Origin of the sequence: Pseudomonas sp. FG-3G (assembly GCF_901007645.1) — a bacterium.
Classification (GTDB): domain Bacteria; phylum Pseudomonadota; class Gammaproteobacteria; order Pseudomonadales; family Pseudomonadaceae; genus Aquipseudomonas; species Aquipseudomonas rhizophila.
Map to the genome: position 1 here is coordinate 13,410 of NZ_CAAKGZ010000045.1, position 26,355 is coordinate 39,764.

A 26,355-nucleotide genomic window follows, 5' to 3' on the forward strand; every position below is an offset into this window, starting at 1 on the left:
CGTTTAGGGAAGCGCTGATTTTTTGACCAGCCCCTCGACCCGCTACAAGCTCCAATGTAAAGCCGTCGCAGCGGTTTTGGGAAGGGCTGTTCAGCCCAGCAGTTCGGCCAATAATTTACCGAAACGTTGCTGCTGGCGTTTCTGCTGCAGCTGGCTGGCGCGGAAAATCGCCTTCAGATCGTCCAGCGCGTGGGCGAAATCGTCGTTGATGATCAGGTAATCGTAGTCGACGTAGTGGCTCATTTCGCTGACCGCTTCGCGCATCCGGCCTTCGATGATGTCGTCGCTGTCCTGGCCGCGATTGGTCAGGCGCTGGCGCAAGGCCTGCTGGCTCGGTGGCAGGATAAAGATCGAACGGGCCTGGGGCATCAGCTTGCGGACCTGCTCGGCACCCTGCCAGTCGATTTCCAGGATCAGGTCGTGGCCTTCGTCCAGGGTTTGCTGCAGATAGCTTTGCGAGGTGCCATAGAGGTTGCCGAAGACTTCGGCGCGCTCGAGGAAGTCCCCGTGCTCGGCCATTTTCACGAACTGTTCGCGGTCGACGAAGTGATAGTTCACCCCGTCCACTTCGCCCGGGCGCATGGCGCGGGTGGTGTGCGAGACCGAGACGCGGATCTGCGGCTCGGCGTCGATCAGCGCCTTGACCAGGCTGGTCTTGCCGGCGCCAGAGGGCGCGGAAATGATGTAGAGAGTGCCGGTGCTGTGGGTCATGTCGGGTTAGCCTTACTCAATGTTCTGCACTTGTTCGCGCATTTGCTCGATCAACACCTTGAGGTTGACCGCAGCCTGGGTGCTGCGCGGGTCGAAGGCTTTGGAGCCCAGTGTGTTGGCTTCGCGGTTGAGTTCCTGCATCAGGAAGTCCAGGCGGCGACCGGCCGCCCCACCGGATTTGAGTACCCGGCGAACTTCAATGATGTGGGTGCTCAGGCGATCCAGTTCTTCGGCCACGTCGCTTTTTTGCGCGAGCATGACCATTTCCTGTTCCAGGCGCTGCGGGTCCAGCTCGGCCTTCATGTCGACGAAGCGGTCGAGCACTTTCTGACGTTGGGTGGCGAGCATTTGCGGGACCAGTTCGCGCAGGGTGACGACGTCTTCCTCTATGGAAGTCAGGCGCTCGTCGATCAACCGGGCCAGTTCCGCGCCTTCGCGCTCGCGGCCGGCCTTGAGTTCTTTCAGGCCTTGATTGAACAACGCCAGCGCTTCGGCATTCAGGGCCTGCGGGTCGCTCGCATCACCTACCAGCACGCCGGGCCAGGCCAGGACTTCCAGCGGGTTCAGAGGCGCGGGGTGCTTGATCAGGCTGGCGACGGTTTCGGCGGCAGCCACCAGTTGCGCGGCGCGTTCGCGGTCCACCTGCAAGGCCTTGTCGGTGCTTTCTTCGGTGAAGCGCAGGGTGCATTCCAGCTTGCCCCGGGACAGGCCCTGGCGCAGGGCTTCACGCACGCTGCCTTCAAGGTCGCGAAAGGATTCGGGCAGGCGCAGGTGCGGCTCCAGGTAGCGGCTGTTGACCGAGCGCAGTTCCCAGCTCAGCGTGCCTTGGATGCCGGCTTTCTCGACGCGGGCGAAGGCGGTCATGCTGTGCACCATGGAGATTCCTCGCAATGCAGGCGGACGCAACGGTTAGTCGTAGCGCCTGGTATCTGTGGATAAAAGCCGAAGGGCAGCAAAGGCGCAGGATTGTAGCGCAGTGAGGTGCATGCCCCCAAACCGTGCATGTGACAAAGCGCTGCGGCTCGTCGGTCAGAGGTCAAAGGGGCTTGGCTCGTTGCAGCGGTTTTTTGGAACCGCGCGACGTTTAAACTGCCCTATGGCGGCCCACGGCTCTATAATGCTCGGCAGTTTTCCGTCCTCTGTACAGGTGTTCCCTATGAAACGTCCAAGTGGTCGCGCTGCCGATCAGCTTCGCTCGATCCGCATTACCCGCAACTACACCAAACACGCCGAGGGATCTGTACTGGTCGAATTCGGTGATACCAAAGTCATCTGCACCGTCAGCGTCGAAAACGGTGTGCCACGGTTCCTCAAGGGCCAGGGTCAAGGCTGGCTGACCGCCGAATACGGCATGCTGCCGCGCTCCACCGGTGAGCGCAACCAGCGTGAGGCCAGCCGCGGCAAGCAGGGCGGACGTACCCTGGAAATCCAGCGTCTGATCGGCCGTTCGCTGCGCGCCGCGCTGGACATGTCCAAGCTCGGTGACGTGACGTTGTACGTCGATTGCGACGTGATCCAGGCTGACGGCGGCACTCGCACCGCGTCCATCACCGGCGCCATGGTCGCACTGGCCGATGCCTTGAAAGTGATCAAGAAGCGTGGCGGCCTCAAGGGCGGCGATCCGCTCAAGCAGATGATCGCCGCGGTCTCCGTGGGCATGTACCAGGGCGAGCCGGTGCTGGACCTGGACTACCTGGAAGACTCCGCCGCCGAGACCGACCTGAACGTGGTCATGACCAGCGCCGGCGGCTTCATCGAAATCCAGGGCACCGCCGAAGGCGCGCCGTTCCAGCCGGAAGAATTGAGCGCTATGCTGGAATTGGCAAAGAAAGGCATGAACGAGATTTTCGAACTGCAAAAAGCCGCACTGGCTGACTGATCGTTTCGCGCTTCAGACAAGGAGAACGTCATGAGTGATGAGCAAACCCTACTGCCCCAGCCCAGCAAGGAGGCGCGCCAATGGGCGATGTTCTGTCACTTGTCCGCCTTGTTGGGCATCTGGATTCCGTTCGGTACGCTGATCGGTCCGTTGGTGCTCTGGCAGCTCAAGCGCGAGACTGACCCGTTCATCGATGCACAAGGCAAGGAAGCGCTGAACTTCCAGATCACTGTGGCAATTGCCTCGGCGATCAGCCTGCTCCTGATGATCGTGGTGATCGGCTTCTTCCTGTTCGGGCTGGTGGCTATCGGTGCGCTGGTGCTGACCATCATCGGTGGAGTGAAGGCCAATGAAGGGCAGCCGTATCGGTATCCGTTTACCTGGCGGCTGGTCAAATAACGATCAACGAGTAACCACTTGTGGGAGCGAGCCTGCTCGCGATAGCGGTTCATCATTCAACACAAATGTTGGCTGACCCACCGCCATCGCGAGCAGGCTCGCTCCCACAGTAAAAAGGGTTGCCCACAAAAAAACCGACATGGCTGTCGGTTTTTTTGTGGCTGCGAAACGACACTCAGATCGTCAGCGTCCAGTCGTAATCCACGATCAGTGGCGCATGCTGCGAGAACCGTGGCTGGCGCGGCAGGCGAGCGCTGCGCACGAAGCGGCGCAGACCTGGCGTCAGCAACTGGTAGTCGAAACGCCAGCCGAGGTTGAGCATCTCGGCCTGTTCGTTGTCTGGCCACCAGCTGTATTGGTCGCCTTCACGGCTGACTTCCCGCAGGGCGTCAACATAGCCCATGTTGCCGACAATCTCGTCCATCCAGGCCCGTTCCGGCGCCAGGAAACCCGGGGATTGCTGGCTGTCGCGCCAGTTCTTGATATCCAGCTTCTGTTGCGCCACGTACAGCGAGCCACAATAGATGTACTCGCGACGTTTGCGCCGCTGTTTATCCAGATAACGGGCGAAGTCGTCCATCAACTTGAATTTCTGATTCAAATCTTCATCGCCGTTCTGCCCCGAAGGGAGCAGTAAGGTCGCGATGCTGACCTTGTCGAAATCGGCCTGCAGGTAGCGCCCGTAGCGGTCCGCCGTCTCGAAACCGAGACCGTTGATGACAGCCTTCGGTTGCAGCCGCGAGTACAAAGCCACGCCACCCTGGGCGGGGACTTCGGCATCGCAGGCATAAAGGAAGTAACCATCCAGTTGGAAGGCTGCATCGTCCAGTTCAAAGGCGGAGGCGCGGGTGTCCTGCAGGCAGATGACGTCGGCATTCTGTGCTTGCAGCCAACTGAGCAACCCTCGCTCCACTGCAGCCTGAATACCATTGACGTTCACACTGATGATCCGCATAAATGGCCCCAAAAATCACGTGCGTGTATGATACACGGCGTGTACCTATTTAGCTAAATCCGTGGTATTTGGGGCTTTTTTCATGCAGGCGTATCAGCGCGATTTCATTCGTTTTGCCATCGATCGCGGCGTTTTGCGCTTCGGTGAGTTCACCCTCAAGTCCGGCCGCACGAGCCCGTACTTCTTCAATGCCGGCCTGTTCAACACCGGTGCCGCCCTGGCGCAACTGGGCCGTTTCTATGCGGCGGCCATTGTCGAAAGCGGCATTCCGTTCGACGTGCTGTTCGGCCCGGCCTACAAAGGCATTCCTCTGGCTGCCACTACTGCCGTCGCCCTGGCCGAACACCACGGCCGCGACCTGCCCTGGTGCTTCAACCGCAAGGAAGCCAAGGCTCATGGTGAAGGGGGCAGCCTGGTGGGCGCGCCGCTGACCGGTGAAGTGCTGATCATCGACGACGTGATCACCGCCGGCACCGCCATTCGTGAAGTGATGCAGATCATCGGTTCCCAGGAAGGCGCCAAGGCCGCCGGTGTGCTGATCGCCCTGAATCGCCAAGAGCGCGGCAACGGTGAGTTGTCGGCGATCCAGGAAGTGGAGCGTGACTTCAACATTCCGGTGGTCAGCATCGTGTCGCTGACCCAGGTGCTGGAGTTTTTGGCCGACGACCCGCAGCTCAAGCAGCATTTGCCGGCGGTTGAGGCTTATCGGGCGCAGTTCGGCGTCTGAAATGGCTCCTGATTTTGATCTTGTGGCGAGGGAGCTTGCTCCCGCTGGGCCGCGTAGCGGCCCCAACATGTTGGCGATCGCTGCGCAATCGAGCGGGAGCAAGCTCCCTCGCCACAAAAACATCATCTGAAAAGTGGTGTAAAAAAAGACCCCGCTCAGTCTGGCTGAGCGGGGTCTTTTTATGGGTGTCGCTTACGGCCGCTTGCGATTACTGATCAACGTACCCACGCCGGTATCGGTGAAGATCTCCAGCAGGATCGCATTCGGTACGCGACCGTCGATGATCAAGGAACTGCCAACGCCGCCCTGGACCGCTTCCAGTGCGCAGCGGATCTTTGGCAGCATGCCGCCGTAGATGGTGCCGTCGGCGATCAGTTCATCGACCTGTTGAGTCGACAATCCGGTCAGGACCTTGCCGGTCTTGTCCATCAGGCCGGCGATGTTGGTCAGCAGCATCAGCTTTTCGGCTTTCAGTGCTTCGGCAACCTTGCCCGCCACCAGGTCGGCGTTGATGTTGTACGACTCACCGTTGGCGCCGACGCCGATGGGCGCGATTACCGGGATGAAGTCGCCCTTGACCAGCAGGTTCAGCAAGTCGGTGTTGATGCCGACCACTTCGCCCACATGGCCGATGTCGATGATTTCCGGCTGGGTCATCTCCGGCGTCTGGCGGGTGACGGTGAGTTTCTTCGCCCGGATCAGCTCGGCGTCTTTACCTGTCAGGCCGATGGCGCTGCCGCCATGCCGGTTGATCAGGTTGACGATGTCCTTGTTGACCTGGCCGCCGAGGACCATCTCCACCACATCCATGGTCTGCGCGTCGGTGACGCGCATGCCGTCGATGAAGTGGCTCTCGATCGACAGGCGCTTGAGCAGGTCGCCGATCTGCGGGCCACCACCGTGAACGACCACCGGGTTGATGCCCACAGCCTTCATCAGCACGATGTCGCGAGCGAAGCCGGTTTTCAGCTCCTCGCTTTCCATCGCGTTGCCGCCGTATTTGATCACCAGGGTCTTGCCGACATAGCGTCGGATATAAGGCAACGCTTCGGACAGGACCTTGGCGGTATTGGCGGCGGCTTCGCGTTCGAGGGTCATTCAGGGCTCCGGTGGTGCTTCAAAAATCAGAACGGTAGTTGAAGATCAGGTGCAACACGTTTGAGTTGGGTGTGGAACACATCCTTGATGCGCTGCAGTTCGGCTTCGTTGTCGGCTTCGAAACGCAGCACCAGCACCGGCGTGGTGTTGGATGCGCGAACCAGGCCCCAGCCTTGGGGATAGTCGACCCGCACACCATCGATGGTGGTCAGTTCGGCCCCTTCGCCCCATTGAGCGTCGTGCAGTGCATCAATGATGCTGAATTTGCTCTCTTCGGTCACATGGATATTGATTTCCGGCGTAGAAATATCGTTCGGGAAGGTCGCGAAGAGCTCTTCGGCCGTGGATTTCTCTTTGCTGAGGATCTCCAGCAGGCGTGCGGCGCTGTAGATGCCGTCGTCGAAACCGAACCAGCGCTCCTTGAAGAAGATGTGGCCGCTCATTTCGCCGGCCAGCAGGGCGCCACTCTCTTTCATTTTCTTCTTGATCAACGAGTGGCCGGTTTTCCACATCAGTGGGCGACCGCCGTATTCCTTGATCAGCGGCACCAGGCGGCGGGTGCATTTAACGTCGAAAATGATTTCGGCGTTCGGATTGCGCGCCACCACGTCACGGGCGAACAGCATCAGCAAGCGGTCCGGGAACACGACGCTGCCGGTGTTGGTGACCACGCCCACGCGGTCGCCGTCGCCGTCGAAGGCCAGGCCCAGGTCGGCGTTGGTTTCCTCGACCTTGGCGATCAGGTCTTGCAGGTTTTCCAGCTTGCCCGGGTCCGGGTGATGGTTGGGGAAGTTGCCGTCCACTTCGCAGAACAGCGGGATGACTTCGCAGTTCAGGGCTTCAATCAGTTGTGGGGCGATCACGCCGGCCGCGCCGTTGCCGCAATCGACCACCACTTTCAGGCGGCGGGCGAGCTTCACATCCTTGACGATTTCATCGTTGTAGCGCCCCAGGATGTCCACCTTGGTGACGCTGCCCTGGCCGCTGCTCAGGTCATTGGTCTTGAGGCGGGTGTGCAAGGCCTGGATCTGCTCGTTGGCGAGGGTGTCGCCGGCGATGACGATCTTGAAGCCGTTGTAGTTCGACGGGTTGTGGCTGCCAGTGAGCATCACGCCGGATTTACCGGCCAGCACGTTGGCGGCGTAGTACAGCGCTGGCGTCGGCACCAGGCCCACGTCGCTGACATGGCAACCACTGTCGGCAACCCCTTTGATCAATTGTTCAACCAGCTCGGGGCCGGACAAGCGACCATCGCGACCGACGCACACGTTCGGTTCACCCTGGGCCAGGCTCTGGGAGCCGATGGCGCGGCCGATCCAATAGGCGGTTTCGGCGGTGAGGGTCTCCGGTACCACGCCACGGATGTCGTAGGCGCGGAAGATGCTATCAGGAAAAATTGGGGCGATTGCGGCTGGGGTGTTCATGGGCGGGGCGCTCTATCAGGAAGATGACTGGACAGGCCGACGGTTCGCGTCGGCAGGCTCAAACTGAAGGGTATGACGGCGTTTTTGGCAGAGAGTTCGTGGTGGGAAAGTGCCATGAGACAGCGTTACCTCGCCTCTATCGCCTAATACATTGATTCCAAGTGGGAAACCCTGCGGCCAGCCTGTGGGCATTTTTCGTCCTGAAACAGAAGCTTAATAAATGGGCCGGGCGAGACGCCCGGCCTGAAACTGCTGGATCAGTGGCTGCCGGAATGCCCGAAGCCGCCAGCGCCGCGCTGGCTCTCGTCGAATTCTTCCACCAGTTCGAAGTGCGCCTGGACCACCGGTACCAGCACCAGTTGGGCGATGCGCTCGCCCACGGCGATGTTGAATGCCGTTTGACCACGGTTCCAGCACGACACCATCAGTTCGCCTTGGTAATCGGAGTCGATCAGGCCCACCAGGTTGCCCAGTACGATGCCATGCTTATGGCCCAGGCCCGAGCGCGGCAGGATCAACGCAGCCAGGCCCGGGTCGCCGATGTACACCGACAGGCCGGTTGGGATCAGCAGGGTCTGGCCGGGCTCCAGGACGGTGTCCTGCTTGAGCATGGCCCGCAGATCGAGGCCGGCGGAACCCGGTGTGGCGTAATGCGGCAGCGGGAATTCGGCGCCGATGCGAGGGTCGAGGATCTTGGCTTGTAGAGCGTGCATGTCAATTAAACCTGGTTCAGCCGTTCGGCGATAAAAGTGATCAGCTGGCGGGCAATCTTGCTCTTGCTGGTCTGGGCGAAAAGGGTGGCATGCAACTGGCGGTCGATCACGCTGCAGGCGTTTTCTTCGCTGTTGAAGCCAATGCTCGGGTTGGCGACGTCGTTGGCGACGATCAAGTCCAGGTTCTTGTCCTTGAGCTTGCGCGCGGCGTAATCGAGCAGGTGCTCGGTTTCGGCGGCGAAGCCGACACTGAACGGACGGTCCGGGCGGGTGGCGATGGTCGCGAGGATGTCCGGGTTGCGCACCATTTGTAGTAGCAGGCCGTCGCCGCTCGTAGGGTCTTTCTTAAGTTTTTGCGGGGCGACGACTTCGGGGCGGTAGTCCGCCACCGCCGCCGAGGCGATGAACAGGTCGCACGGGATAGCCGCTTCGCAGGCCGCCAGCATGTCCCGGGCGCTGACCACGTCGATGCGGGTCACCCGATCAGGGGTCGGCAAATGCACGGGGCCGGTGATCAGCGTGACCCGGGCGCCGGCTTCCACGGCGGCTTCGGCCAGGGCGAAGCCCATTTTCCCGGAGCTGTGGTTGGTGATGTAGCGCACCGGGTCGATGTTTTCCTGGGTCGGTCCGGCGGTGATCAGCACATGCTTGCCGGTCAGTGCCTGGCGCTGGAAGCAGTCGGCGGCGCACTGGGCCAGGTCGTTGGCTTCGAGCATGCGTCCCATGCCGACATCGCCGCAGGCCTGGCTGCCGGAAGCCGGGCCAAAGACTTTCAGGTCGCGGCTTTGGAGCAATTGCAGATTGGCCTGGGTGGCCGGATCGCGCCACATGGCCTGGTTCATGGCTGGGGCGAGGGCAACCACGGCGTCGGTGGCGAGCACCAGGGTGGTCAGCAAATCATCGGCGATGCCTTGGGCCAGGCGGGCGATCAGGTCGGCCGTGGCTGGGGCGATCAGCACCAGGTCGGCCCACTTGGCCAGTTCGATATGACCCATGGCGGCTTCGGCCGCCGGGTCGAGCAGATCCAGGTGGACCGGGTGCCCGGACAGGGCCTGCATGGTCAGCGGGGTGATGAATTCACTGCCGCCGCGAGTCATGACGACCCGTACTTCCGCGCCCTGGTCGATAAGCCTGCGGACCAGCTCGGCGCTCTTGTAGGCGGCAATGCCGCCGCCGACGCCCAGAACGATGCGTTTCCGATACAGCCGCTGCATAGGCCTGCCTTTCGATTTCAATGGTCAGTGCAGGACGAACCCCACGGCAGCAGCCTGCCTGGGTGCAAATCGCCTGCAAAAAAGATGGGCTACGATATCACAGCGACCGCTACGGAACAGCGGCGCCCACAATCAGGGAGATGCTATGAGTATTCGCGACTGGCCGGTGGCCGAGCGGCCACGGGAGAGGTTACTGGAGTTGGGATCGGCGAGTCTTTCGGACGCCGAGCTTTTGGCGATTTTCTTGCGCACGGGTGTGTCGGGTAAAAGCGCCGTGGACCTGGCGCGACATCTGCTGCATCAATTTGGTGGCCTGCGGGTTTTGCTCGAGGCTGATCTGCGTACCTTCAACGCACATCTGGGGCTGGGCCCGGCGAAATTCGCGCAGTTGCAGGCCGTGCTGGAGATGGGGCGTCGGCATCTGGCCGAAAATTTGCGGCGGGAATCGGTGCTGGAGAGCCCGCTGGCCGTGCGGGACTACCTCAAGGCCATGTTGCGTCACGAGCCTCATGAAGTGTTTGGATGTCTGTTCCTCGATTCCCGGCATCGGGTGCTGGCGTATGAGGCGCTGTTTCGCGGTTCCATCGACAGTGCGAGTGTCTATCCCCGGCAGGTGGTCAAGCGCGCCCTGGCCCATAACGCCGCAGCGTTGATCCTGTGCCACAACCACCCCTCCGGCAACACCGAGCCCAGCCAGGCCGACCGGGTACTCACTGAGCGGCTTCAGGAAGCACTGGAGTTGATCGATGTGCGGGTGCTCGACCACTTCATCGTCGGCGATGGTGAGCCGCTGTCCATGGCGGAGTATGGGTGGATGTAGCCACGGTCAGGCTTGAATAATCCCTTGTGGGAGCAAAGCTTGCTCGCGATAGCGGTTTTACAGCCAACAGAAGTGTTGTATGTAACGACGTCATCGCGAGCAAGCTTTGCTCCCACAGGGGGGGCTGGCAGTGGTTACTTGATACTGACCTTGGAGTAATCCTGCCGCCCAAACGGGCTGACCGAGTAACCCTGCACATCCTTGCGGGTCAGGGCGAACGCGGTCGGGTGCGCCAGGGGCAGCCACAGGGCCTGTTGCTGGATCTGCGCCTGGGCCTGCTCATAGAGTTTGGTGCGCACGCCCTGCTCGCTCGTGGTTTTGCCGGCACTGATCACTTTATCCAGGTCCGGGTTGCAATAACGGGCGAAGTTGGTGCCGGACTTGAGTGCCGCGCAGGAAAACTGCGGCGTGAGGAAGTTGTCCGGATCACCGTTGTCACCGGCCCAGCCCATGAACAGCAAGTCATGTTCGCCGGCCTTGGCGCGACGGATCAGTTCGCCCCATTCGATCACGCGAATCTCGGCCTGAATGCCGATCTGCGCCAGGTCGGCCTGCAGCAGCTGCGCGCCCAGGCTGGGGTTGGGGTTCAGCAGGCTGCCGGAAGGGCGGGTCCAGATGGTGGTCTGAAAGCCGTCCTTCAAACCGGCCCTGGCCAGAAGATCACGGGCCTTGGCCGGGTCATGGGCGTAACCGGGCAAGTTTTTGGCGTAGCTCCAGGTGTTCGGAGGGTAGGGGCCCTTGGCCGCTTCGGCGGTGCCCTCGAAAACGGCCTTGAGGTAGCTGGCCTTGTCGAAGGCCAGGTTGACGGCTTGTCGAACCTCGGGCTTGTCGAAGGGCGGGTGCTGGCTGTTGATCGCCACGAACGCGGTCATGAAGGCGTCGGTCTGCGCCACTTTCAACGTCGGCTCCTGCCTGGCGGCCTGGACGTCCTGCGGCTTGGGTGACAGGGCGATCTGGCATTCGTTGCGCCGCAGTTTTTGCAGGCGCACATTCGCGTCCGGCGTGATGGCGAAGATCAGCGGATCCACCTGGGGCTTGCCGGCGAAATAGTCGTGGTTGGCCTTGTAGCGAATCGAAGCGTCTTTCTGGAACCGGTTGAAAATGAACGGGCCTGTGCCGATGGGCTGATTGTTGAGTGCTTCTGGCGTGCCGGCTTTCATCAACTGATCGGCGTATTCGGCCGAATAGATGGAGGCAAAGCCCATGCTCAAGGTGGCCAGGAAGGTCGAATCCGCATGATCGAGGATGAAGCGCACGGTCAGCGGGTCCAGCGCGTCGATTTTCTTGATCAAGCTCGGTAGCTGCATGGACTGGGCGTGGGGGAAACCGCTCTGGGCGATTTTGTGCCAAGGGTTTGCCGGGTCAAGCATGCGTTCGAAGCTGAACTTGACGTCCTCGGCGGTCAGATCGCGGCGCGGCGTGAAGTATTCGGTCCGGTGGAATTTGACCTGGGGGCGCAGCTTGAACACGTAGGTCAGTCCATCGGACGAGACTTCCCAGCTCTCGGCGAGGCTGGGGATGACCTTGCCGCTGGCGGTGTCGAAATCCACCAGACGGTTCATCAGCACGTCGGCGGATGCGTTGGTGGTGGTCAGCGAATTGTACTGAACGACATCGAATCCTTCCGGGCTGGCCTCGGTGCAAACGCTCAGGGCGGCGGCCTGGGCCAGCGGGCTGATCAGCAGAGGGGCGAGCAACAGTGGGAGGGCAGCGAGGCGCATGGTCGGTTTCCTGTGCAAGTCGAAGGCCCATCTGCATGTGCAGTCTGGAAAAGACCTACCCTAGTGGCCTCGTTGGAAAATGACTATCCCCTTTTTGCATTTTCCGGCACCCTGCGACGCTGTATTAACGGCTCAAGCTCGGCATCGGTTAAAAAAAACCGGCCTGCAGCGACGAGCGGTCAAAGGCGGCGCCAGCCTGTGCCCCAGCCGTTCGGGGGCGTTACGCGTCGCTTTCCAACGAAGACAAATCACACCGGCAGTTGTTGCACTGTGGTCTTTCTGGTATAAAGCAGCGCTCTTTTCTAGGGGCCCGGTTCCTTCACTGTAGGTGTAGCCGGTAAGACCCTTAAAGAAACGCGGCGCCTGGCGCCAAATGACTGAGAGATTAAGCGGCCAACCCATGCCGGGTTGGGCATGTGGTTTTAGAGGGCTGAGGCATGTCGAGAGTCTGTCAAGTTACCGGTAAGGGTCCGGTGACTGGGAATAACATTTCCCACGCAAACAACAAAACCCGTCGTCGTTTCCTGCCGAACCTGCAGCATCACCGCTTCTGGGTTGAAGAAGAGAAACGTTTTGTGCGTCTGCGCGTATCTGCCAAAGGCATGCGTATCATCGACAAGCGTGGCATCAGTGTCGTGCTCGCCGAACTTCGCCGCGATGGCAAGATTTAAGGGAGCTAATCATGCGTGAATTGATTCGTTTGATCTCGAGCGCCGGTACTGGTCACTTCTACACTACCGACAAGAACAAGCGTACTACCCCGGACAAAATCGAGATCAAGAAATATGATCCGGTTGTTCGCAAGCACGTGATCTACAAGGAAGGCAAAATCAAGTAATTGATTTTTCCCTACTTACGAAAAAGGCCCGTATCGCAAGATACGGGCCTTTTTTGTTGCCGGATTTTTGTTGCCTGTCGGGGCCTCATCGCGAGCAGGCTCGCTCCCACATTGGCGCTGCGTAACGCTCGAGTTCCAGGCAAGCACCATTCCCTGTGGGAGCGAGCCTGCTCGCGATGAGGCCAGGTCTAACGATGCAAATCCTCAAACCTTCTGTTCAAACACCACATAAATCTTGCGGCACGCCTCCAACACTTCCCAAGTGCCCGTGAACCCCGCGGGGATCACGAAGCGGTCACCGGCCCGCAGGGTCTTGGCATTGCCATCATTGTCCCGCAGCACGGAAACGCCCTGGACGATCTCGCAGTATTCATGTTCGGTGTAGTTGACCGTCCACTGGCCGACCGCGCCTTCCCACACGCCTGCATTCATTTGCCCGCAAGGGCTGCTGTAGTGGTTGAACACCGTTTGTTCGGGATCACCCTTGAGTACCTTGGCTGCGTCCGGGCGATAGCGTTCGGCGGTGGTACTGGCCTGACTGAAATCGACGATGTCCTGGATGCTCATGCGGCAATTCTCCGGTAATGACGGCGCGAATGGCTGGAAGAGCCAAAGTCTATGTTTATTAAAACGAACATCGCAAGGCCGTTTGCTAGCGTTGTGTCAAATATATTGAAACATTACCAGCCGCTGGTTTAGGGTGGCGGGTGCCCCGCGCCGAAAACAGCGCCGAAAACAGGCCGGCCGGGCAGAATTCGTGGAGCGCTGCGCATCGCGTGGCGTTCGTACTCAATAAGAGGAGGACACTCGCATGACCACCCTGACTCGTGCCGACTGGGAACAACGCGCCCGCGACCTGACCATCGAAGGCCGTGCCTTCATCAACGGCGAATACACCTATGCGGTGTCCGGCGAAACCTTTGACTGCCTCAGCCCGGTGGATGGCCGTGTGCTGGGCAAGATCGCCAGTTGCGACGTCGCCGACGCCCAGCGCGCCGTCGAAAACGCCCGTGCCACCTTCAACTCCGGTGTCTGGTCGCGCCTGGCGCCGAGCAAGCGTAAAGCGACCATGATTCGCTTTGCCGGCCTGCTCAAGCAGAACGCCGAAGAACTGGCGCTGCTCGAAACCCTGGACATGGGCAAGCCGATCAGCGACTCCTTGAATATTGATGTTCCCGGTGCAGCTCAAGCGTTGAGCTGGAGTGGTGAAGCCATCGACAAGATTTACGATGAAGTGGCCGCGACCCCCCACGATCAGTTGGGCCTGGTGACCCGTGAACCGGTGGGCGTCGTAGGCGCTATCGTGCCGTGGAATTTCCCACTGATGATGGCCTGCTGGAAGCTCGGCCCGGCGCTGTCCACCGGTAACTCGGTGGTGCTCAAGCCCTCTGAAAAGTCCCCACTGACCGCCATCCGCATTGCCGCACTGGCGATTGAGGCCGGCATTCCGAAAGGCGTGCTGAACGTGCTGCCGGGCTACGGCCACACGGTTGGCAAGGCCCTGGCCCTGCACATGGACGTCGATACCCTGGTGTTCACCGGTTCCACCAAAATCGCCAAGCAACTGATGGTTTACTCGGGCGAGTCCAACATGAAGCGTGTCTGGCTGGAAGCCGGCGGCAAGAGCCCGAACATCGTGTTCGCCGATGCCCCGGACCTGCAAGCCGCCGCCGAGTCCGCCGCCAGTGCCATTGCCTTCAACCAGGGCGAAGTCTGCACCGCCGGCTCGCGACTGTTGGTGGAGCGTTCCATCAAGGACACCTTCCTGCCGCTGGTGATTGAAGCGCTCAAGGGCTGGAAACCTGGCAACCCCCTGGACCCGGCCACCAATGTCGGCGCCCTGGTGGATACCCAGCAGATGAACACCGTGCTGTCCTACATCGAGGCCGGTCACAGCGACGGCGCCAAGCTGGTGGCCGGCGGCAAGCGGATCCTCGAAGAAACCGGCGGCACCTATGTCGAGCCGACGATTTTCGACGGGGTGAGCAACGCCATGAAAATCGCCCAGGAAGAGATTTTCGGTCCGGTGCTGTCGGTCATCGCTTTCGATACCGCCGAGGAGGCCATCCAGATCGCCAACGACACGCCGTACGGCCTGGCCGCGGCGGTATGGACCAAGGACATTTCCAAGGCTCACCTGACCGCCAAGGCGCTGCGTGCTGGCAGCGTTTGGGTCAATCAGTATGACGGCGGCGACATGACCGCACCGTTCGGCGGCTTCAAGCAGTCGGGTAACGGCCGCGACAAGTCGCTGCATGCGTTCGACAAGTACACCGAGCTGAAGGCGACCTGGATCAAGCTCTGACAGGGGCGGCCCCGGATCCTGTTCGGGGCTGCATGCAGTGCTGGTCCCCTGTGGGAGCGAGTCTGCTCGCGATAGCGGTGTAACAGTCGACGACTCTGTTGAATGTTGCGCCGCTATCGCGAGCAGGCTCGCTCCCACAGTGTTTTGTGGGGCCTGAAAATCGATAACTATCCACAGGAGCGTGGAAATGCGTTGGGCGACCTATTTCGCCGTGTTGGCATCTGTCCTGAGTGTCGGCTTGGCGCTGGGCGTGAGCATGCCGCTGGTGTCGCTGCGTCTGGAAGGCTGGGGTTATGGTTCGTTTGCCATCGGGGTGATGGCCGCCATGCCGGCCGTTGGGGTGCTGGTCGGGGCCAAGGTGTCGAGTCGGCTTGCGGCGCGGTTCGGCACGGCGGCGTTGATGCGCTTGTGCCTGTGGGGTGGGGCGGTGTCCATCGGGTTGCTGGCGCTGTTGCCCAGTTATCCGGTCTGGTTGGTGCTGCGGCTGATGATCGGCGTCGTTCTGACCCTGGTGTTCATTCTGGGTGAAAGCTGGATCAACCAACTGGTGATCGAACAATGGCGCGGACGGTTGGTGGCGTTGTACGGCAGCAGCTACGCCCTGAGTCAGTTGTCTGGTCCGTTGCTGCTGGGCGCGCTGGGGACTGATCACGATTACGGCTTCTGGGTGGGTGTCGCTCTTTTGCTGGTCTCGCCATTGCTGTTGCTGGGGCGCAGCGGTGCGCCCAGCAGTGAAGCCTGCAGCGTCACTTTCAAGGATCTATGGGCGTTTTGTCGTGGGTTGCCGGCAATCGCCTGGGCGGTGTCGTTGTTCGCGGCGTTCGAGGCAATGATCCTGACTCTGCTGCCGGTTTACTGTTTGCGTCAGGGCTTCAGCGCCGACATTGCGCTGGCGATGGTCAGCACGGTAGTGGTCGGTGATGCCTTGTTGCAGTTGCCCATTGGCGCTCTTGCGGACCGCCTGTCGCGCCGGTCGTTGTTCACTGGCTGTGCGGTGGCGCTGATGCTGTCGAGCCTGGCGGTTCCACTGCTGATCGATACCTTGCTGATCTGGCCACTGTGGGTGCTGTTTGGCGCCAGCGCAGGCGGGTTGTTCACCTTGTCACTGATCCTGATCGGCGAGCGTTATCGCGACGATGCGCTGGTGCGGGCCAACGCCCATATTGCCCAGTTGTGGGGGATCGGTTGCCTGATTGGCCCGCTGGCGGCGGGGGCGGGCAGTCAATGGATCAGTGGGCATGCGCTGCCCTTGTTCATGGCCGCGGGAGCGTTCGGCTTGGTGGTTCTGTTGTTGCGCCAAGGGGCGTTTGGCGCCACGCAACCTGCCTGAACAAAGTGAAGCCTTGGGAAACGTGCTGAACCCGGGGCTTCTACAGCATTCGCTCCAGCCCAACGGTGGTGGCGAACCAGGCGTTGAAGCGGCGCCACCAACTGCCGGGTTCGCGGTCCAGGTCATGCAGTTGGCCGTTGTCTTCGGTGGTCCATATCAGCTTCCCGTCCTTCAGGCGGGCCTGGTAACTCAGGGCCGGTGCCATGCCCTGCAAGGCCAGTTCGCGCACTTGGCCGGCGAGTTCGGGACTGTCGACCAAGACCCCCACTTCGGTGTTCCACAGCACTGAACGCGGATCGAAATTGAACGAGCCGATGAAGGATTTCTTCCGGTCGAAGATGATCGCCTTGCTATGCAGGCTGGAGTCCGATTCGCCGTAGGACTTGCTGTAGAACAAATGGGGGCTGCCACCCGTGTCCCCGGGCTGGCGACGCAATTCGTACAGCCGCACCCCATGTTGCAGCAAAGCCCTGCGATACGGCGCGTAACCGCCGTGCACCGCCGGTACGTCGGTGGCCTCCAGGGAGTTGGTCAAAAGACTCACCGCCACTCCGGCATCGGCGCGGCTGGTCAGGTAGACCAACCCTGGCTGGCCGGGTACAAAGTAGGCCGAAATCATGATCAGTTCTTCACTGACCCCCGTCAGCTCCGGGCCCAATTGCGTGGTCAGCAACAACTGCGGGTCAGGCTCATCCCTGGCCAGTACTTTGCTGGGTGCATCCCACAGCGCCTGGTTCCAGGCCCAGATCAATTGCCTGCGCCAGATGTCCAGGCGCGGTTGGGTCCGGTAGGAGGTCAACTGCTGGTAAAGCGCGTGATTTTCCTTGTGCGTCTGCTCCAGTGACTCTTGCAGGCGCAGGCGGCTGTTGGCCAGATCCTTGGGGGTTGGCCGACGGGACAGGAATTGTTCGATGGGTTTGCTCAGGGCGCTGTTCCAGTATTGGTCGAAGCTGTGCCCCAATTGTTCGGCCACCGGCCCAACGCCAAGCAGGTCGATGTCGGTGAAGTTCAGGTTGGGTTCGGCGTCGAAATATTCATCCCCCAGATTGCGACCGCCGACGATGGCCATGCTGTTGTCCGCCAGCCAAAGTTTGTTGTGCATGCGCCGGTGTTGCAATGAGAGGTTGAGCAGCCGCCCGAGGCTGCGGGTTACCCCGGTGGCGCGCCCCAGATGAAGTGGGTTGAACAGGCGTATCTGGATCCGCGGATGAGCGGCGAGGGTCGCGATGATCTGATCCTGGCCATCGCTGGTGGTGTCATCCAGCAGGATGCGCACGCGTACGCCGCGGTCGGCGGCTTTGAGCAATTCATCCACCAGCATTCGCGTGCTGATGCCGTCATGAACGATGTAGTACTGCAAATCCAGGCTGCTTTGGGCGTTGCGGATCAACTCGGCCCGGGCGGAGAAGGCGTCGGTACTGTCAGATAGCAGGCGGAAACCCGAGCGTCCCTCGTGTGGAGCGGCCTGGGCCTGTACCGAGCGTCCGAACGAAGATTCGGTTGCCGGGAGCGCCTGGGAAGGTTCGCGGGTGATGTCAAAACTGGCACAGCCGCCCAGCTGCGAGGCGACTAGCAGGAGCACAGGCAGGATGGGTCTGGGTCTCACGTAGGCTCGTTCCGCTTGTTTGCGTTGATCGGCTTGTGGGTGCTGCTTCCCTGAGTAAAGCTCAGACGGCGTCGAGTCGGGTTTCGTTCAACAACGCAATGGCCGCGGCGCCGACCTTGCGGACGGCGTCCTCGATCTGTGCCGTTGGTTTGGCAGCGTAGTTCATGCGCAGGCAATTGCGGTACTTGCCCGAGGCGGAAAATATGCTGCCGACCGCCACCTGCACGCCCTGGTCATGCAGGACCCGATTAAGCTTGAGTGTATCGAAGCCTTCGGGGAGTTCGACCCAGAGCATAAAGCTGCCGCGCGGGCGGCTGGCGCGAGTACCCGCTGGAAAATAGCGGCTGACCCAGTCGATCATGACGTCGCGATTGCGTTGGTATTGGCTGCGCATCCGCCGCAAATGCGGTTCGAAGTGCCCGCCCTTGAGAAACTCCGCAATGGCTATCTGCGGTTGCGGTGCGGTGGAGCCAGTGCTGATGTATTTCATGTGCAGCACCCGTTCCAGATAGCGGCCGGGTGCGACCCAGCCCACTCGCAAACCCGGTGCCAGTGTCTTGGAAAAAGAACTGCAGAGTAGGACGCGGCCATCGTCGTCGAAGGATTTGATCGTGCGGGGGCGCGGGTAGGTGTAGGCCAGTTCCCCATACACATCGTCCTCGATAATCGCCACGTCGAAGCGCTGCGCCAAGGTCAGCAACGCGCGTTTGTTGGCCTCGGGCATGATGTAGCCTAGCGGGTTGTTACAACTGGGCGTCAACTGTATGGCCTTGATGGGCCACTGTTCCAGCGCCAGCTCCAGGGCCTCCAGGCTGATGCCGGTCAGCGGATCGGTGGGGATTTCCAGGGCCTTCATGCCCAGGCCCTTGAGGGTTTGCATGGCGCCGTGAAAGCTGGGGGAGTCCACCGCGACGATATCGCCTTGTTCACAGGTGGCGCGGATGCTGACCGACAGCGCTTCGTGACAGCCCGTGGTGACGATCAGGTCGCCGGCTCCCAGTTTGCAACCCGAGTCCAGCGACAGGCGAGCGATCTGTTCGCGCAGCGCGAGGTTGCCGTAGATGTTGTCGTAATACAGGCCCGGCATGTCTTGCCGGCGGCTGATCTGCGCGAGGCTGCGCAACAGCGGTTTCATGGTCGGCGAGTTGATATCCGGCATGCCTCGGCCCAGTTGCACCACGTCTTTGCGTGGTACCGAGCGTATCAGCTCCAGCACCTGGTCCCATTGGGAGATGTCCACCGGTCGTTGGGCTGGGCGACCCACTACCGGCAGGTCCGGCAGTTCACGGCTGGCCGGTACGAAATACCCTGATTTGGGTTTTGGCATCGCCAGCCCGCTGTCCTCCAGCACGCGATAGGCCTGCTGCACCGTACTCAGGCTGACACCGTGCTCCATGCTCAGCGCGCGCACTGACGGCAGCCGGTCGCCGGGACGGTAGAAGCCCTGTTCGATGCGGGTGCCGAGCAATTCGGCGAGGTTCACATAAAGGGTCATGGCGCGCTCTCGATGAAGTGGACAACGGTAACCAATACAGTTGCGGCGGAAAAAGACAATTCAGTGTCGAAAAGCCGCAATCTGTATGCATGGAAAACACATTGTTTGAATCTGTATTGATTATGGCCGTCCGCGCATCATGAAAGCTCTGGCTACCCAAGTAAACAGGAGCGATCAAAATGAACGGCTTGAGCGATGTGCGGCTGACGTTACACAGCCAGGAACTGGCGGCGGGGCAGGAAAAGGAGCTACGCAATGCGATGTTGCACAGTGCCCCGTCCAGCCTGAGCCGCTGGGCCCTGTTCTGGCGTCGTCTGCATACACGCAAGGCCTTGTTGGAGCTCACACCGGAACAGTTGCGTGATATCGGGCTGAGCCGAGAGCAGGCGCGGGAGGAGGGCTTGAAGCCGTTCTGGCGGCTTTGAAGCGGTACCGGGCCTGAAACTGCTATCGCGGGCATGCCTTGCTCTTACAGCCCTCTTTCAATCTGTGCGAGCAAGGCGTGCCCGCGATAGCGTCACCAGTAGCGCTGGGCGCTTTAAACCAACTCTTTCAACCGATGCCACAGCATCCCCAGCGCCAACAGTGGCGAGCGCAGATGCTTCCCGCCCGGGAAGGTCATGTGCGGCACCTGGGCGAAAAGATCGAAACCACCACTCTGTTGCCCACTGATGGCTTCGGCCAACAGCTTGCCGGCCAGGTGCGTGGCATTCACTCCGTGGCCGGAGTAGGCCTGGGCGTAGTACACGTTGGGCTGATCCTTGAGTCGACCGATCTGCGGCAAGCGGTTGGCGCCGATGCCGATCATCCCGCCCCATTGAAAGTCGATTTTCACCTGCGCCAGTTGCGGGAACACCTTGAGCATTTTCGGACGCATGTACGCGCCAATGTCTTGCGGGTCACGACCCGAGTAATGGCAGGCTCCGCCGAACAGTAAGCGTCGATCTGCGGAAAGCCGGTAGTAATCCAGCGCCACCCGTTGATCACAGACCGCCATGTTCTGCGGCAACAACGCCTGGGCCTGAGCCTCGCTCAAAGGTTCAGTGGCGATGATGTAGCTGCCGGCGGGCAGCACTTTGCCGCTGAGTTCCGGGTTGAGCCCATTGAGGTAGGCGTTGCAGCCCAGCACCAGGGCCTTGGCCCGGACCGCGCCCTGTTGGGTGTGCACCTTCACTTCCGGGCCGTAATCAATGCGCGTGACCGCCGATTGCTCGAACAGCCGGACCCCCAGTTGCTGCGCGGCGCAGGCTTCGCCCAAGGCCAGGTTCAGCGGATGCAAATGGCCCGAGCCCATGTCGATCAGGCCGCCGACGTAGCGATCCGAGCCCACCACACTGTGCATTTCGTGGGCTTGCAGCAGCCGGGTCTGATGGCGATAACCCAGGCTGCGCAGCTCTTCAGCGTCCTCAGCGAAACCTTCCAGATCGCTTGGCTTGTTGGCGAGGTCGCAATAACCCCAGGTGAGGTCGCAGTGGATCTGAAAGCGCTCGACCCGTTGACGGACGATTTCCACCGCCTCAAGGCCCATGAGCTTCATCTGGCGTACGCCGTCGGTACCGATGACCGGGGCGAACTGTTCGAGGCCATGACCGACGCCGCGAATCAGTTGACCGCCGTTGCGCCCGCTGGCCCCCCAGCCGATCTTGTGCGCTTCCAGCAGCACTACGCTCATGCCGCGCTCGGCCAGTTCGATCGCTGTGTTCAACCCCGAGAACCCACCGCCTACCACGCAGACATCCGCCACCAGCTCGCCCTGCAGCAGCGGATGATCCGGTTGCGGCAAGCTGCTGGCGGCGTAGTAAGAGGCGGCGTGCGAATGGCTCGGGACAGGTTGCTGAACACGGGCGTTCATGTGCGTAATCCTGATTATTGTGTTTGAGAAATTTTACGGAGCATAAGCCGGGGATTCGTCCATGGGCAACACCGGTCGGTTGGCGCTGTCTGGGACAGGGCTTTTCGTGCAAAATCCTGCCTTGTCCCGTCTCGGTAGCCGCTTCGATGAGCTGCAACAGTCAAAAAATTCGCACGCTGCGCCAACAGATTCCCTCGTTCGAGTGCGTACCGGGCTGCCATGACTGCTGCGGCCCAGTGACCACCTCGCCCGAGGAAATGGCCCGCTTGCCGCGCAAGACCCGCGCTGAACAGGACGCGGCCATGGAAGCGCTCGACTGTGTGCACTTGGGACCCAATGGCTGCACAGTCTATGACGAGCGGCCGCTGATCTGCCGGTTGTTCGGCACCACGGCGACCTTGCCGTGTCCCAATGGCCGGCGGCCGGTGGAACTGATTCATCCGCGGGTCGAGAAGCAGATTCACGAATATATGGCCAGCACCCGGCAGGTATTGGTGTAGCCAAGAACGCCCCTCAATCCGGAATCGGCAGGTTCAAGCTCTCCTTCACTTCTTCCATCACGATGTAGCTCTTGGATTCGCGCACGTGGGGCAGTTTGAGCAGGATGTCGCCCAGCAGCTTGCGGTACGAAGCCATCTCGGAAATCCGCGCTTTCACCAGATAGTCAAAGTCGCCTGACACCAGATGGCATTCGAGCACGTGAGGCAATTTCAGCACCGCGCGCCGGAATTCTTCAAAGGTGTCGCCGGATTTGTAGTCGAGGCTGATTTCGACGAACACCAGCAGACTTCCCTTCAGATGCTGCGGATTGAGCCGGGCGTTGTAGCCCATGATGATTCCCTCGCGCTCCAGGCGACGAACCCGCTCGGTGCAGGGCGTGGTGGAGAGGCCGACCTTTTCCCCAAGCTCCGTAAAGGAAATCCGTCCATCCGCCTGGAGGATGCGCAGGATGTTGCGGTCGATCTTGTCCAGCTCACGTTTGGTCTGAGTGTTGGTCCGCACAGGTGATGCTCCTCCATGAAAAGGGTTTTTGCCGAGAATTCTCGCCAAATATAGGCATTTATATAGTGAAAAGCACTGCCTGATCTTTTCTAAACTGCGCACATTACGGTCTGTACAACAAAACGTCAGCGGTTATCCGCGATGAGGGCTTCAACATGCGCGTTCTGGTTTTAGGTAGCGGCGTCATCGGTACCGTCAGTGCTTACTACCTGGCCCGTGCCGGGTTTGAAGTCGTGGTGGTTGATCGTCAGCCGGCGCCAGCCATGGAAACCAGTTTTGCCAATGCCGGCCAGGTGTCGCCGGGTTATGCCTCGCCGTGGGCCGCACCAGGTGTGCCACTCAAGGCCATCAAGTGGCTGTTGCAGCGCCACGCACCGCTGGCGATCAAAGCCACCGCTGACATCGACCAGTACCTGTGGATGGCGCAGATGCTGCGCAACTGCACCGCCAATCGTTATGCCGTGAACAAGGAGCGCATGGTGCGTCTGTCCGAGTACAGCCGCGACTGCCTCGACGAACTGCGCGCCGAAACCGGGATTGCCTACGAAGGCCGGAGTCTGGGGACCACTCAATTGTTCCGTACCCAGGCTCAGGTTGATGGTGCGGCCAAAGACATCGCCGTGCTGAAAGAGTCCGGTGTGCCCTTTGAAGTGCTGGACCGTGAAGGCATTGCCCGCGTCGAGCCGGCGTTGGCCAATGTCACCGACATCCTGGCGGGTGCCTTGCGTCTGCCCAATGACCAGACTGGCGACTGTCAGATGTTTACCACGCGTCTGGCGCAAATGGCCGTAAAACTCGGTGTGGAATTCCGCTTTGGCCAGGACATCCAGCGCCTGGACTACGCCGGTGATCGCATCAACGGCGTCTGGATCGACGGCAAGCTGGAAACCGCCGACCGCTACGTCCTGGCCCTGGGCAGTTATTCACCGCAATTGCTCAAACCGCTGGGCATTCGTGCACCGGTGTATCCGCTCAAGGGTTATTCCCTGACCGTGCCGATCACCAATCCGGCGATGGCTCCGACCTCGACCATTCTCGACGAAACCTACAAGGTCGCGATTACCCGGTTCGATAACCGCATCCGTGTGGGCGGCATGGCGGAAATCGCCGGTTTTGACCTGTCTCTCAACCCGCGTCGGCGTGAAACCCTGGAGATGATCGTCAACGACCTTTATCCTCAGGGCGGCGATCTGGCCCAGGCCAGTTTCTGGACCGGTCTGCGTCCGACCACTCCGGATGGCACACCGATCGTGGGCGCCACCCCGTTCAAGAACCTGTTCCTGAACACCGGCCACGGCACCCTCGGTTGGACCATGGCCTGTGGTTCCGGGCGCTTGCTGGCGGACCTGATGGCGAAGAAAAAACCACAGATCAGCGCCGAAGGCCTCGATATTTCCCGTTATGGCAGTAAACACCAGGAGTCTGCAAAACATGTCAATCCAGCGCCAGCTCACCAATGACCGCATGAGTCAGGTCGTCCTGCACAACGGCACCGTTTACCTGGCCGGGCAGGTTGGCGACGACATGAGTGCCGGTATCGAACAGCAGACCCGTGAAACCCTGGCCAATATCGAGCGTTTGCTGGACCTGGCCGGGACCGACAAAAATCATCTGTTGTCGGTGACGATTTACCTGAAAGACATCGACGCCCATTTCGAAGGCATGAACGCGATCTGGGACAAATGGCTGCCCAAGGGCGTCGCGCCGGCCCGGGCCACTGTGCAAGCCAAACTGTGCGAACCGGAAATCCTGGTGGAGCTGTCCGTCGTGGCAGCGCTGCCCTAAACCCGGAAAACAATCCCTCTTGCGGTGCTGTTGGTGGTTCATGCCGTCAGCCAGCGCCGTTTTTTTTACCTAGTCCGCCTAGAAGCCTGCCGCCATGCGTCCTGCCCGTGCTCTGATCGACCTTCAAGCCTTACGTCACAACTACCAATTGGCCCGCGAAGTGACGGGGGCCAAAGCTCTTGCGGTGATCAAGGCCGATGCCTATGGGCACGGCGCAGTGCGCTGCGCCGAGGCTTTGCAGGACACGGCCGACGGGTTTGCCGTGGCTTGTATCGAAGAAGCGCTGGAACTGCGGGCCGGCGGGATTCGTGGGCCGGTCTTGCTGCTGGAAGGGTTCTTCGAGGCCGATGAACTGCCGCTGATCGTCGAACACGATTTCTGGTGTGTGGTGCATTCGTTGTGGCAGCTCGAAGCGATTGAAAACGCGACCCTGAGCAAGCCGATTACGGTCTGGCTCAAGCTCGACTCGGGGATGCATCGGGTGGGGCTGCATCCGGCGGATTATCAGGCGGCCTATCGTCGACTGCTGGCCAGCGGCAAGGTGGCGAAGATCGTGTTGATGAGCCATTTCGCCCGCGCCGATGAACTGCACGATCCCAGCAGCACCGAGCAACTGGCCGTGTTCGAGGCGGCCCGCCAGGGGCTGGCGGCGCAGATCAGTTTGCGCAACTCCCCGGCAGTGCTGGGTTGGCCGCAAATACCAAGCGACTGGGTGCGGCCAGGCATCATGCTGTACGGTGCGACCCCCTTCGAGGAAGCCAACGCCGTCGCTGCGCGGCTGCAGCCGGTCATGACTCTGGAGTCCAAGATCATCAGCGTGCGTGAATTGCCCGCCGGCGAGCCGGTGGGGTATGGCGCCCGTTTTGTCACCGCGCAACCGACGCGGGTCGGCGTGGTTGCCATGGGATACGCCGACGGTTACCCGCGCCAGGCGCCGAACGGTACGCCGGTGCTGGTGCACGGGCAGCCTAGTCAACTGGTCGGTCGGGTCTCCATGGACATGCTGTGTGTCGACTTGACGAATATCCCCAACGCCGGGCTCGGTTCGACCGTGGAGCTGTGGGGCAAGACTATCCTGGCCAGTGATGTCGCGAAGGCGGCCGGCACGATTCCTTATCAGATTTTCTGCAACCTGCGCCGGGTTCCACGGCTCTATTCCGGGGGCTGACGCAAAGCGCAATCTACCGAAAGTCGCTTCACCGCACGGGATTGAGGTCAAAGTGTTGTAAATACTGAACGCTGTCGCCATGATAACGCTCACTTTCCACACAACCTGATTCCCTGGAGGCTCCAGCATTGGACGTCGGTGAACGACTGCAATCCATTCGTAAACTCAAAGGCCTTTCCCAGCGTGAACTCGCCAAGCGCGCGGGCGTCACCAACAGCACCATTTCGATGATCGAGAAAAACAGCGTCAGCCCCTCGATCAGCTCGCTGCGTAAGGTCCTTGGCGGGATTCCCATGTCCATGGTCGAGTTTTTCTCCGAAGAAATTCTGCAGGAGAAACCGACTCAGATCGTCTACAAAGCCAATGAACTGATCGACATTTCCGACGGTGCCGTCACCATGAAACTGGTGGGCCGGGCGCACCCCAGCCGGGCGATTGCCTTTCTCAACGAGATCTACCCGCCTGGCGCCGATACCGGTGACGAGATGCTTACCCATGAGGGCGAAGAGACCGGGATTCTGGTGGAAGGGCGGCTGGAGTTGGTGGTCGGCGCCGAAACCTTCGTACTCGAAGCGGGCGATAGCTACTATTTCGAGAGCACCAAGCCACACCGTTTCCGTAATCCGTTCGATGCGCCGGCGCGACTGATCAGCGCAGCCACACCGGCCAATTTCTAGGAAAAGAGGCGCCGTGCCCGGACGGCAAAGGCGCCCGAAGGATGAGCTGTCATGACAAACAAGACCCTTGCGACTTTGGGGTTGTTTCAGTGTGACGGCCTTCCCGCTATACTTGCGCCCGCCTGCAAACCGTGGCCGCAGGCGTGACTAGCCACCATTGAGGGTGTACGCGTGAATCTAATTATGAAAATGCTGGCTGCACCAGCAACCGTATTGGCCCTATGGGCAGCCAGTGTCCAAGCAGCGCCCAACGACGAAATCGCCAAGCGCCTTGAACCGGTCGGCCAGGTCTGCGTTCAGGGGCAGGAATGCAAGGGCATGGAGGTCGTGGCTTCGGCTGGCGGCGGTGGAGCCAAGACGCCGAAGGATGTTATTGCAAAACACTGCAATGCTTGCCACGGCACCGGCCTGCTGGGCGCTCCGAAAATCGGCGACACGGCTGCCTGGAAAGAGCGCGCCGATCATCAGGGCGGCCTCGACGGCATCCTGGCCAAGGCGATCACTGGCATCAACGCCATGCCGCCTAAAGGCACCTGCGCCGATTGCTCGGATGAAGAGCTCATGGGCGCGATCAAAGAGATGTCGGGTCTGTAATAGCCAGCATCTTCCACAAGAAAGCCGCTTACGAGCGGCTTT

The 26,355-nt window shown here is 60.7% G+C and carries 27 protein-coding genes and 1 pseudogene; 15 read left to right on the forward strand and 13 right to left on the reverse strand.

Annotated features, from left to right (window positions below):
* Positions 1 to 90 precede the first annotated feature (90 nt).
* Positions 91 to 711 (reverse strand): guanylate kinase, encoded by a 621-nt coding sequence (gene gmk, locus PSEUDOMOFG3G_RS25930; protein ID WP_047226171.1) that lies wholly within the window; start codon positions 709 to 711, stop codon positions 91 to 93.
* Between the two features lie 12 nt (positions 712 to 723).
* Positions 724 to 1,587: a YicC/YloC family endoribonuclease gene (locus PSEUDOMOFG3G_RS25935; protein WP_139048875.1), complete on the reverse strand. Its 864-nt coding sequence runs from the start codon at positions 1,585 to 1,587 to the stop codon at positions 724 to 726.
* Positions 1,588 to 1,867: 280 nt separating this feature from the next.
* Here PSEUDOMOFG3G_RS25935 and rph point away from each other — a divergent pair, with 280 nt between their 5' ends.
* Entirely contained in the window at positions 1,868 to 2,590 is a 723-nt protein-coding gene (rph, locus tag PSEUDOMOFG3G_RS25940) for a ribonuclease PH (RefSeq protein ID WP_047226169.1), read from the forward strand.
* A 30-nt stretch (positions 2,591 to 2,620) separates the two neighbouring features.
* Positions 2,621 to 2,989 carry a DUF4870 domain-containing protein gene (locus tag PSEUDOMOFG3G_RS25945; protein ID WP_047226168.1) on the forward strand — a complete coding sequence of 123 codons (369 nt, stop codon included), beginning with the start codon at positions 2,621 to 2,623 and terminating at the stop codon, positions 2,987 to 2,989.
* A 175-nt stretch (positions 2,990 to 3,164) separates the two neighbouring features.
* On the opposite strand, the gene PSEUDOMOFG3G_RS25950 is transcribed toward PSEUDOMOFG3G_RS25945, so the two are convergent.
* Positions 3,165 to 3,944, reverse strand: a complete 780-nt coding sequence (locus tag PSEUDOMOFG3G_RS25950; protein ID WP_003177265.1) for an exodeoxyribonuclease III — start codon at positions 3,942 to 3,944, stop codon at positions 3,165 to 3,167.
* An 82-nt stretch (positions 3,945 to 4,026) separates the two neighbouring features.
* Here PSEUDOMOFG3G_RS25950 and pyrE point away from each other — a divergent pair, with 82 nt between their 5' ends.
* On the forward strand, positions 4,027 to 4,671 hold the full coding sequence (gene pyrE / locus PSEUDOMOFG3G_RS25955) for an orotate phosphoribosyltransferase (protein WP_047226167.1): 645 nt from the start codon (positions 4,027 to 4,029) through the stop codon (positions 4,669 to 4,671).
* A gap of 192 nt (positions 4,672 to 4,863) precedes the next feature.
* Here pyrE and argB read toward each other — a convergent pair whose 3' ends face one another.
* The 4 genes and pseudogenes from argB to coaBC all read right to left on the reverse strand — a co-directional run bounded on the left by argB (position 4,864) and on the right by coaBC (position 9,120).
* Positions 4,864 to 5,769 (reverse strand): acetylglutamate kinase, encoded by a 906-nt coding sequence (argB, locus tag PSEUDOMOFG3G_RS25960; RefSeq protein ID WP_047226166.1) that lies wholly within the window; start codon positions 5,767 to 5,769, stop codon positions 4,864 to 4,866.
* Between the two features lie 26 nt (positions 5,770 to 5,795).
* Positions 5,796 to 7,199, reverse strand: a pseudogene (locus PSEUDOMOFG3G_RS25965) (phosphomannomutase/phosphoglucomutase); the annotation flags it as partial.
* Between the two features lie 251 nt (positions 7,200 to 7,450).
* Positions 7,451 to 7,906, reverse strand: a complete 456-nt coding sequence (gene dut, locus PSEUDOMOFG3G_RS25970; protein ID WP_139048877.1) for a dUTP diphosphatase — start codon at positions 7,904 to 7,906, stop codon at positions 7,451 to 7,453.
* A gap of 5 nt (positions 7,907 to 7,911) precedes the next feature.
* Positions 7,912 to 9,120, reverse strand: a complete 1,209-nt coding sequence (gene coaBC / locus PSEUDOMOFG3G_RS25975; protein ID WP_047226163.1) for a bifunctional phosphopantothenoylcysteine decarboxylase/phosphopantothenate--cysteine ligase CoaBC — start codon at positions 9,118 to 9,120, stop codon at positions 7,912 to 7,914.
* Positions 9,121 to 9,265: 145 nt separating this feature from the next.
* Between coaBC and radC the strand changes: the two genes are divergently transcribed.
* Positions 9,266 to 9,940: a DNA repair protein RadC gene (radC, locus tag PSEUDOMOFG3G_RS25980; RefSeq protein WP_047226162.1), complete on the forward strand. Its 675-nt coding sequence runs from the start codon at positions 9,266 to 9,268 to the stop codon at positions 9,938 to 9,940.
* A gap of 134 nt (positions 9,941 to 10,074) precedes the next feature.
* Here the strand turns inward: radC and PSEUDOMOFG3G_RS25985 are convergent, their stop codons facing one another.
* Positions 10,075 to 11,661, reverse strand: coding sequence for an ABC transporter substrate-binding protein (locus tag PSEUDOMOFG3G_RS25985; RefSeq protein ID WP_076383090.1), 1,587 nt, complete (start codon positions 11,659 to 11,661; stop codon positions 10,075 to 10,077).
* Between the two features lie 437 nt (positions 11,662 to 12,098).
* Between PSEUDOMOFG3G_RS25985 and rpmB the strand changes: the two genes are divergently transcribed.
* A complete protein-coding gene (gene rpmB, locus PSEUDOMOFG3G_RS25990) occupies positions 12,099 to 12,332 on the forward strand; it encodes a 50S ribosomal protein L28 (protein ID WP_003229474.1) in 234 nt (77 codons plus the stop codon).
* An 11-nt stretch (positions 12,333 to 12,343) separates the two neighbouring features.
* The gene (gene rpmG / locus PSEUDOMOFG3G_RS25995) at positions 12,344 to 12,499 is read left to right on the forward strand and encodes a 50S ribosomal protein L33 (RefSeq protein ID WP_003177274.1); all 156 of its coding nucleotides are present in this window, start codon (positions 12,344 to 12,346) and stop codon (positions 12,497 to 12,499) included.
* 204 nt (positions 12,500 to 12,703) lie between these two features.
* Here the strand turns inward: rpmG and PSEUDOMOFG3G_RS26000 are convergent, their stop codons facing one another.
* Complete coding sequence (locus PSEUDOMOFG3G_RS26000) at positions 12,704 to 13,066, reverse strand: cupin domain-containing protein (protein ID WP_076383089.1); 363 nt, start codon at positions 13,064 to 13,066, stop codon at positions 12,704 to 12,706.
* A gap of 244 nt (positions 13,067 to 13,310) precedes the next feature.
* Between PSEUDOMOFG3G_RS26000 and PSEUDOMOFG3G_RS26005 the strand changes: the two genes are divergently transcribed.
* Entirely contained in the window at positions 13,311 to 14,804 is a 1,494-nt protein-coding gene (locus PSEUDOMOFG3G_RS26005) for an aldehyde dehydrogenase (RefSeq protein WP_139048878.1), read from the forward strand.
* Positions 14,805 to 14,991: 187 nt separating this feature from the next.
* Entirely contained in the window at positions 14,992 to 16,134 is a 1,143-nt protein-coding gene (locus PSEUDOMOFG3G_RS26010) for an MFS transporter (RefSeq protein WP_139048879.1), read from the forward strand.
* Between the two features lie 40 nt (positions 16,135 to 16,174).
* On the opposite strand, the gene PSEUDOMOFG3G_RS26015 is transcribed toward PSEUDOMOFG3G_RS26010, so the two are convergent.
* Positions 16,175 to 17,740: a phospholipase D family protein gene (locus PSEUDOMOFG3G_RS26015; protein ID WP_139048880.1), complete on the reverse strand. Its 1,566-nt coding sequence runs from the start codon at positions 17,738 to 17,740 to the stop codon at positions 16,175 to 16,177.
* A gap of 61 nt (positions 17,741 to 17,801) precedes the next feature.
* Positions 17,802 to 19,235 (reverse strand): PLP-dependent aminotransferase family protein, encoded by a 1,434-nt coding sequence (locus tag PSEUDOMOFG3G_RS26020; protein ID WP_047226156.1) that lies wholly within the window; start codon positions 19,233 to 19,235, stop codon positions 17,802 to 17,804.
* A 179-nt stretch (positions 19,236 to 19,414) separates the two neighbouring features.
* Here PSEUDOMOFG3G_RS26020 and PSEUDOMOFG3G_RS26025 point away from each other — a divergent pair, with 179 nt between their 5' ends.
* Positions 19,415 to 19,660, forward strand: a complete 246-nt coding sequence (locus tag PSEUDOMOFG3G_RS26025; protein ID WP_047226155.1) for a DUF1127 domain-containing protein — start codon at positions 19,415 to 19,417, stop codon at positions 19,658 to 19,660.
* Between the two features lie 113 nt (positions 19,661 to 19,773).
* Here PSEUDOMOFG3G_RS26025 and PSEUDOMOFG3G_RS26030 read toward each other — a convergent pair whose 3' ends face one another.
* On the reverse strand, positions 19,774 to 21,087 hold the full coding sequence (locus PSEUDOMOFG3G_RS26030) for an FAD-binding oxidoreductase (protein ID WP_139048881.1): 1,314 nt from the start codon (positions 21,085 to 21,087) through the stop codon (positions 19,774 to 19,776).
* A gap of 146 nt (positions 21,088 to 21,233) precedes the next feature.
* Between PSEUDOMOFG3G_RS26030 and PSEUDOMOFG3G_RS26035 the strand changes: the two genes are divergently transcribed.
* A complete protein-coding gene (locus PSEUDOMOFG3G_RS26035; RefSeq protein WP_003206850.1) occupies positions 21,234 to 21,587 on the forward strand; it encodes a YkgJ family cysteine cluster protein in 354 nt (117 codons plus the stop codon).
* Between the two features lie 13 nt (positions 21,588 to 21,600).
* On the opposite strand, the gene PSEUDOMOFG3G_RS26040 is transcribed toward PSEUDOMOFG3G_RS26035, so the two are convergent.
* Positions 21,601 to 22,089, reverse strand: coding sequence for an Lrp/AsnC ligand binding domain-containing protein (locus PSEUDOMOFG3G_RS26040; RefSeq protein ID WP_003206849.1), 489 nt, complete (start codon positions 22,087 to 22,089; stop codon positions 21,601 to 21,603).
* A gap of 155 nt (positions 22,090 to 22,244) precedes the next feature.
* Here PSEUDOMOFG3G_RS26040 and dadA point away from each other — a divergent pair, with 155 nt between their 5' ends.
* From dadA to PSEUDOMOFG3G_RS26065, 5 genes are all read left to right on the forward strand, one after another.
* Positions 22,245 to 23,549 (forward strand): D-amino acid dehydrogenase, encoded by a 1,305-nt coding sequence (gene dadA / locus PSEUDOMOFG3G_RS26045; protein ID WP_047226153.1) that lies wholly within the window; start codon positions 22,245 to 22,247, stop codon positions 23,547 to 23,549.
* Positions 23,521 to 23,874, forward strand: coding sequence for a RidA family protein (locus PSEUDOMOFG3G_RS26050; protein WP_047226152.1), 354 nt, complete (start codon positions 23,521 to 23,523; stop codon positions 23,872 to 23,874). Before dadA ends, PSEUDOMOFG3G_RS26050 begins: the two co-directional genes overlap by 29 nt.
* A gap of 94 nt (positions 23,875 to 23,968) precedes the next feature.
* A complete protein-coding gene (gene alr / locus PSEUDOMOFG3G_RS26055; RefSeq protein ID WP_139048882.1) occupies positions 23,969 to 25,042 on the forward strand; it encodes an alanine racemase in 1,074 nt (357 codons plus the stop codon).
* Positions 25,043 to 25,170: 128 nt separating this feature from the next.
* Positions 25,171 to 25,719, forward strand: a complete 549-nt coding sequence (locus PSEUDOMOFG3G_RS26060) for a cupin domain-containing protein (protein ID WP_047226150.1) — start codon at positions 25,171 to 25,173, stop codon at positions 25,717 to 25,719.
* 183 nt (positions 25,720 to 25,902) lie between these two features.
* Positions 25,903 to 26,313 carry a cytochrome c5 family protein gene (locus PSEUDOMOFG3G_RS26065; protein WP_047226149.1) on the forward strand — a complete coding sequence of 137 codons (411 nt, stop codon included), beginning with the start codon at positions 25,903 to 25,905 and terminating at the stop codon, positions 26,311 to 26,313.
* Positions 26,314 to 26,355 lie beyond the last annotated feature (42 nt).

Excerpts from the sequence above, each read along its gene's own strand:
- pyrE (WP_047226167.1), top strand. The coding sequence starts at position 4,027 with ATGCAGGCGTATCAGCGCGATTTCATTCGTTTTGCCATCGATCGCGGC.
- alr (WP_139048882.1), top strand. The coding sequence starts at position 23,969 with ATGCGTCCTGCCCGTGCTCTGATCGACCTTCAAGCCTTACGTCACAAC.
- PSEUDOMOFG3G_RS26020 (WP_047226156.1), bottom strand. The coding sequence starts at position 19,235 with ATGACCCTTTATGTGAACCTCGCCGAATTGCTCGGCACCCGCATCGAA.
- PSEUDOMOFG3G_RS25945 (WP_047226168.1), top strand. The coding sequence starts at position 2,621 with ATGAGTGATGAGCAAACCCTACTGCCCCAGCCCAGCAAGGAGGCGCGC.
- PSEUDOMOFG3G_RS26035 (WP_003206850.1), top strand. The coding sequence starts at position 21,234 with ATGAGCTGCAACAGTCAAAAAATTCGCACGCTGCGCCAACAGATTCCC.
- dut (WP_139048877.1), bottom strand. The coding sequence starts at position 7,906 with ATGCACGCTCTACAAGCCAAGATCCTCGACCCTCGCATCGGCGCCGAA.
- rpmG (WP_003177274.1), top strand. The coding sequence starts at position 12,344 with ATGCGTGAATTGATTCGTTTGATCTCGAGCGCCGGTACTGGTCACTTC.
- rpmB (WP_003229474.1), top strand. The coding sequence starts at position 12,099 with ATGTCGAGAGTCTGTCAAGTTACCGGTAAGGGTCCGGTGACTGGGAAT.
- PSEUDOMOFG3G_RS25935 (WP_139048875.1), bottom strand. The coding sequence starts at position 1,587 with ATGGTGCACAGCATGACCGCCTTCGCCCGCGTCGAGAAAGCCGGCATC.
- PSEUDOMOFG3G_RS26025 (WP_047226155.1), top strand. The coding sequence starts at position 19,415 with ATGAACGGCTTGAGCGATGTGCGGCTGACGTTACACAGCCAGGAACTG.
- radC (WP_047226162.1), top strand. The coding sequence starts at position 9,266 with ATGAGTATTCGCGACTGGCCGGTGGCCGAGCGGCCACGGGAGAGGTTA.
- gmk (WP_047226171.1), bottom strand. The coding sequence starts at position 711 with ATGACCCACAGCACCGGCACTCTCTACATCATTTCCGCGCCCTCTGGC.
- argB (WP_047226166.1), bottom strand. The coding sequence starts at position 5,769 with ATGACCCTCGAACGCGAAGCCGCCGCCAATACCGCCAAGGTCCTGTCC.
- PSEUDOMOFG3G_RS26000 (WP_076383089.1), bottom strand. The coding sequence starts at position 13,066 with ATGAGCATCCAGGACATCGTCGATTTCAGTCAGGCCAGTACCACCGCC.
- PSEUDOMOFG3G_RS26005 (WP_139048878.1), top strand. The coding sequence starts at position 13,311 with ATGACCACCCTGACTCGTGCCGACTGGGAACAACGCGCCCGCGACCTG.
- PSEUDOMOFG3G_RS25985 (WP_076383090.1), bottom strand. The coding sequence starts at position 11,661 with ATGCGCCTCGCTGCCCTCCCACTGTTGCTCGCCCCTCTGCTGATCAGC.
- PSEUDOMOFG3G_RS26030 (WP_139048881.1), bottom strand. The coding sequence starts at position 21,087 with ATGAACGCCCGTGTTCAGCAACCTGTCCCGAGCCATTCGCACGCCGCC.
- PSEUDOMOFG3G_RS26010 (WP_139048879.1), top strand. The coding sequence starts at position 14,992 with ATGCGTTGGGCGACCTATTTCGCCGTGTTGGCATCTGTCCTGAGTGTC.
- dadA (WP_047226153.1), top strand. The coding sequence starts at position 22,245 with ATGCGCGTTCTGGTTTTAGGTAGCGGCGTCATCGGTACCGTCAGTGCT.
- PSEUDOMOFG3G_RS26050 (WP_047226152.1), top strand. The coding sequence starts at position 23,521 with ATGTCAATCCAGCGCCAGCTCACCAATGACCGCATGAGTCAGGTCGTC.
- coaBC (WP_047226163.1), bottom strand. The coding sequence starts at position 9,120 with ATGCAGCGGCTGTATCGGAAACGCATCGTTCTGGGCGTCGGCGGCGGC.
- rph (WP_047226169.1), top strand. The coding sequence starts at position 1,868 with ATGAAACGTCCAAGTGGTCGCGCTGCCGATCAGCTTCGCTCGATCCGC.
- PSEUDOMOFG3G_RS25950 (WP_003177265.1), bottom strand. The coding sequence starts at position 3,944 with ATGCGGATCATCAGTGTGAACGTCAATGGTATTCAGGCTGCAGTGGAG.
- PSEUDOMOFG3G_RS26065 (WP_047226149.1), top strand. The coding sequence starts at position 25,903 with ATGAAAATGCTGGCTGCACCAGCAACCGTATTGGCCCTATGGGCAGCC.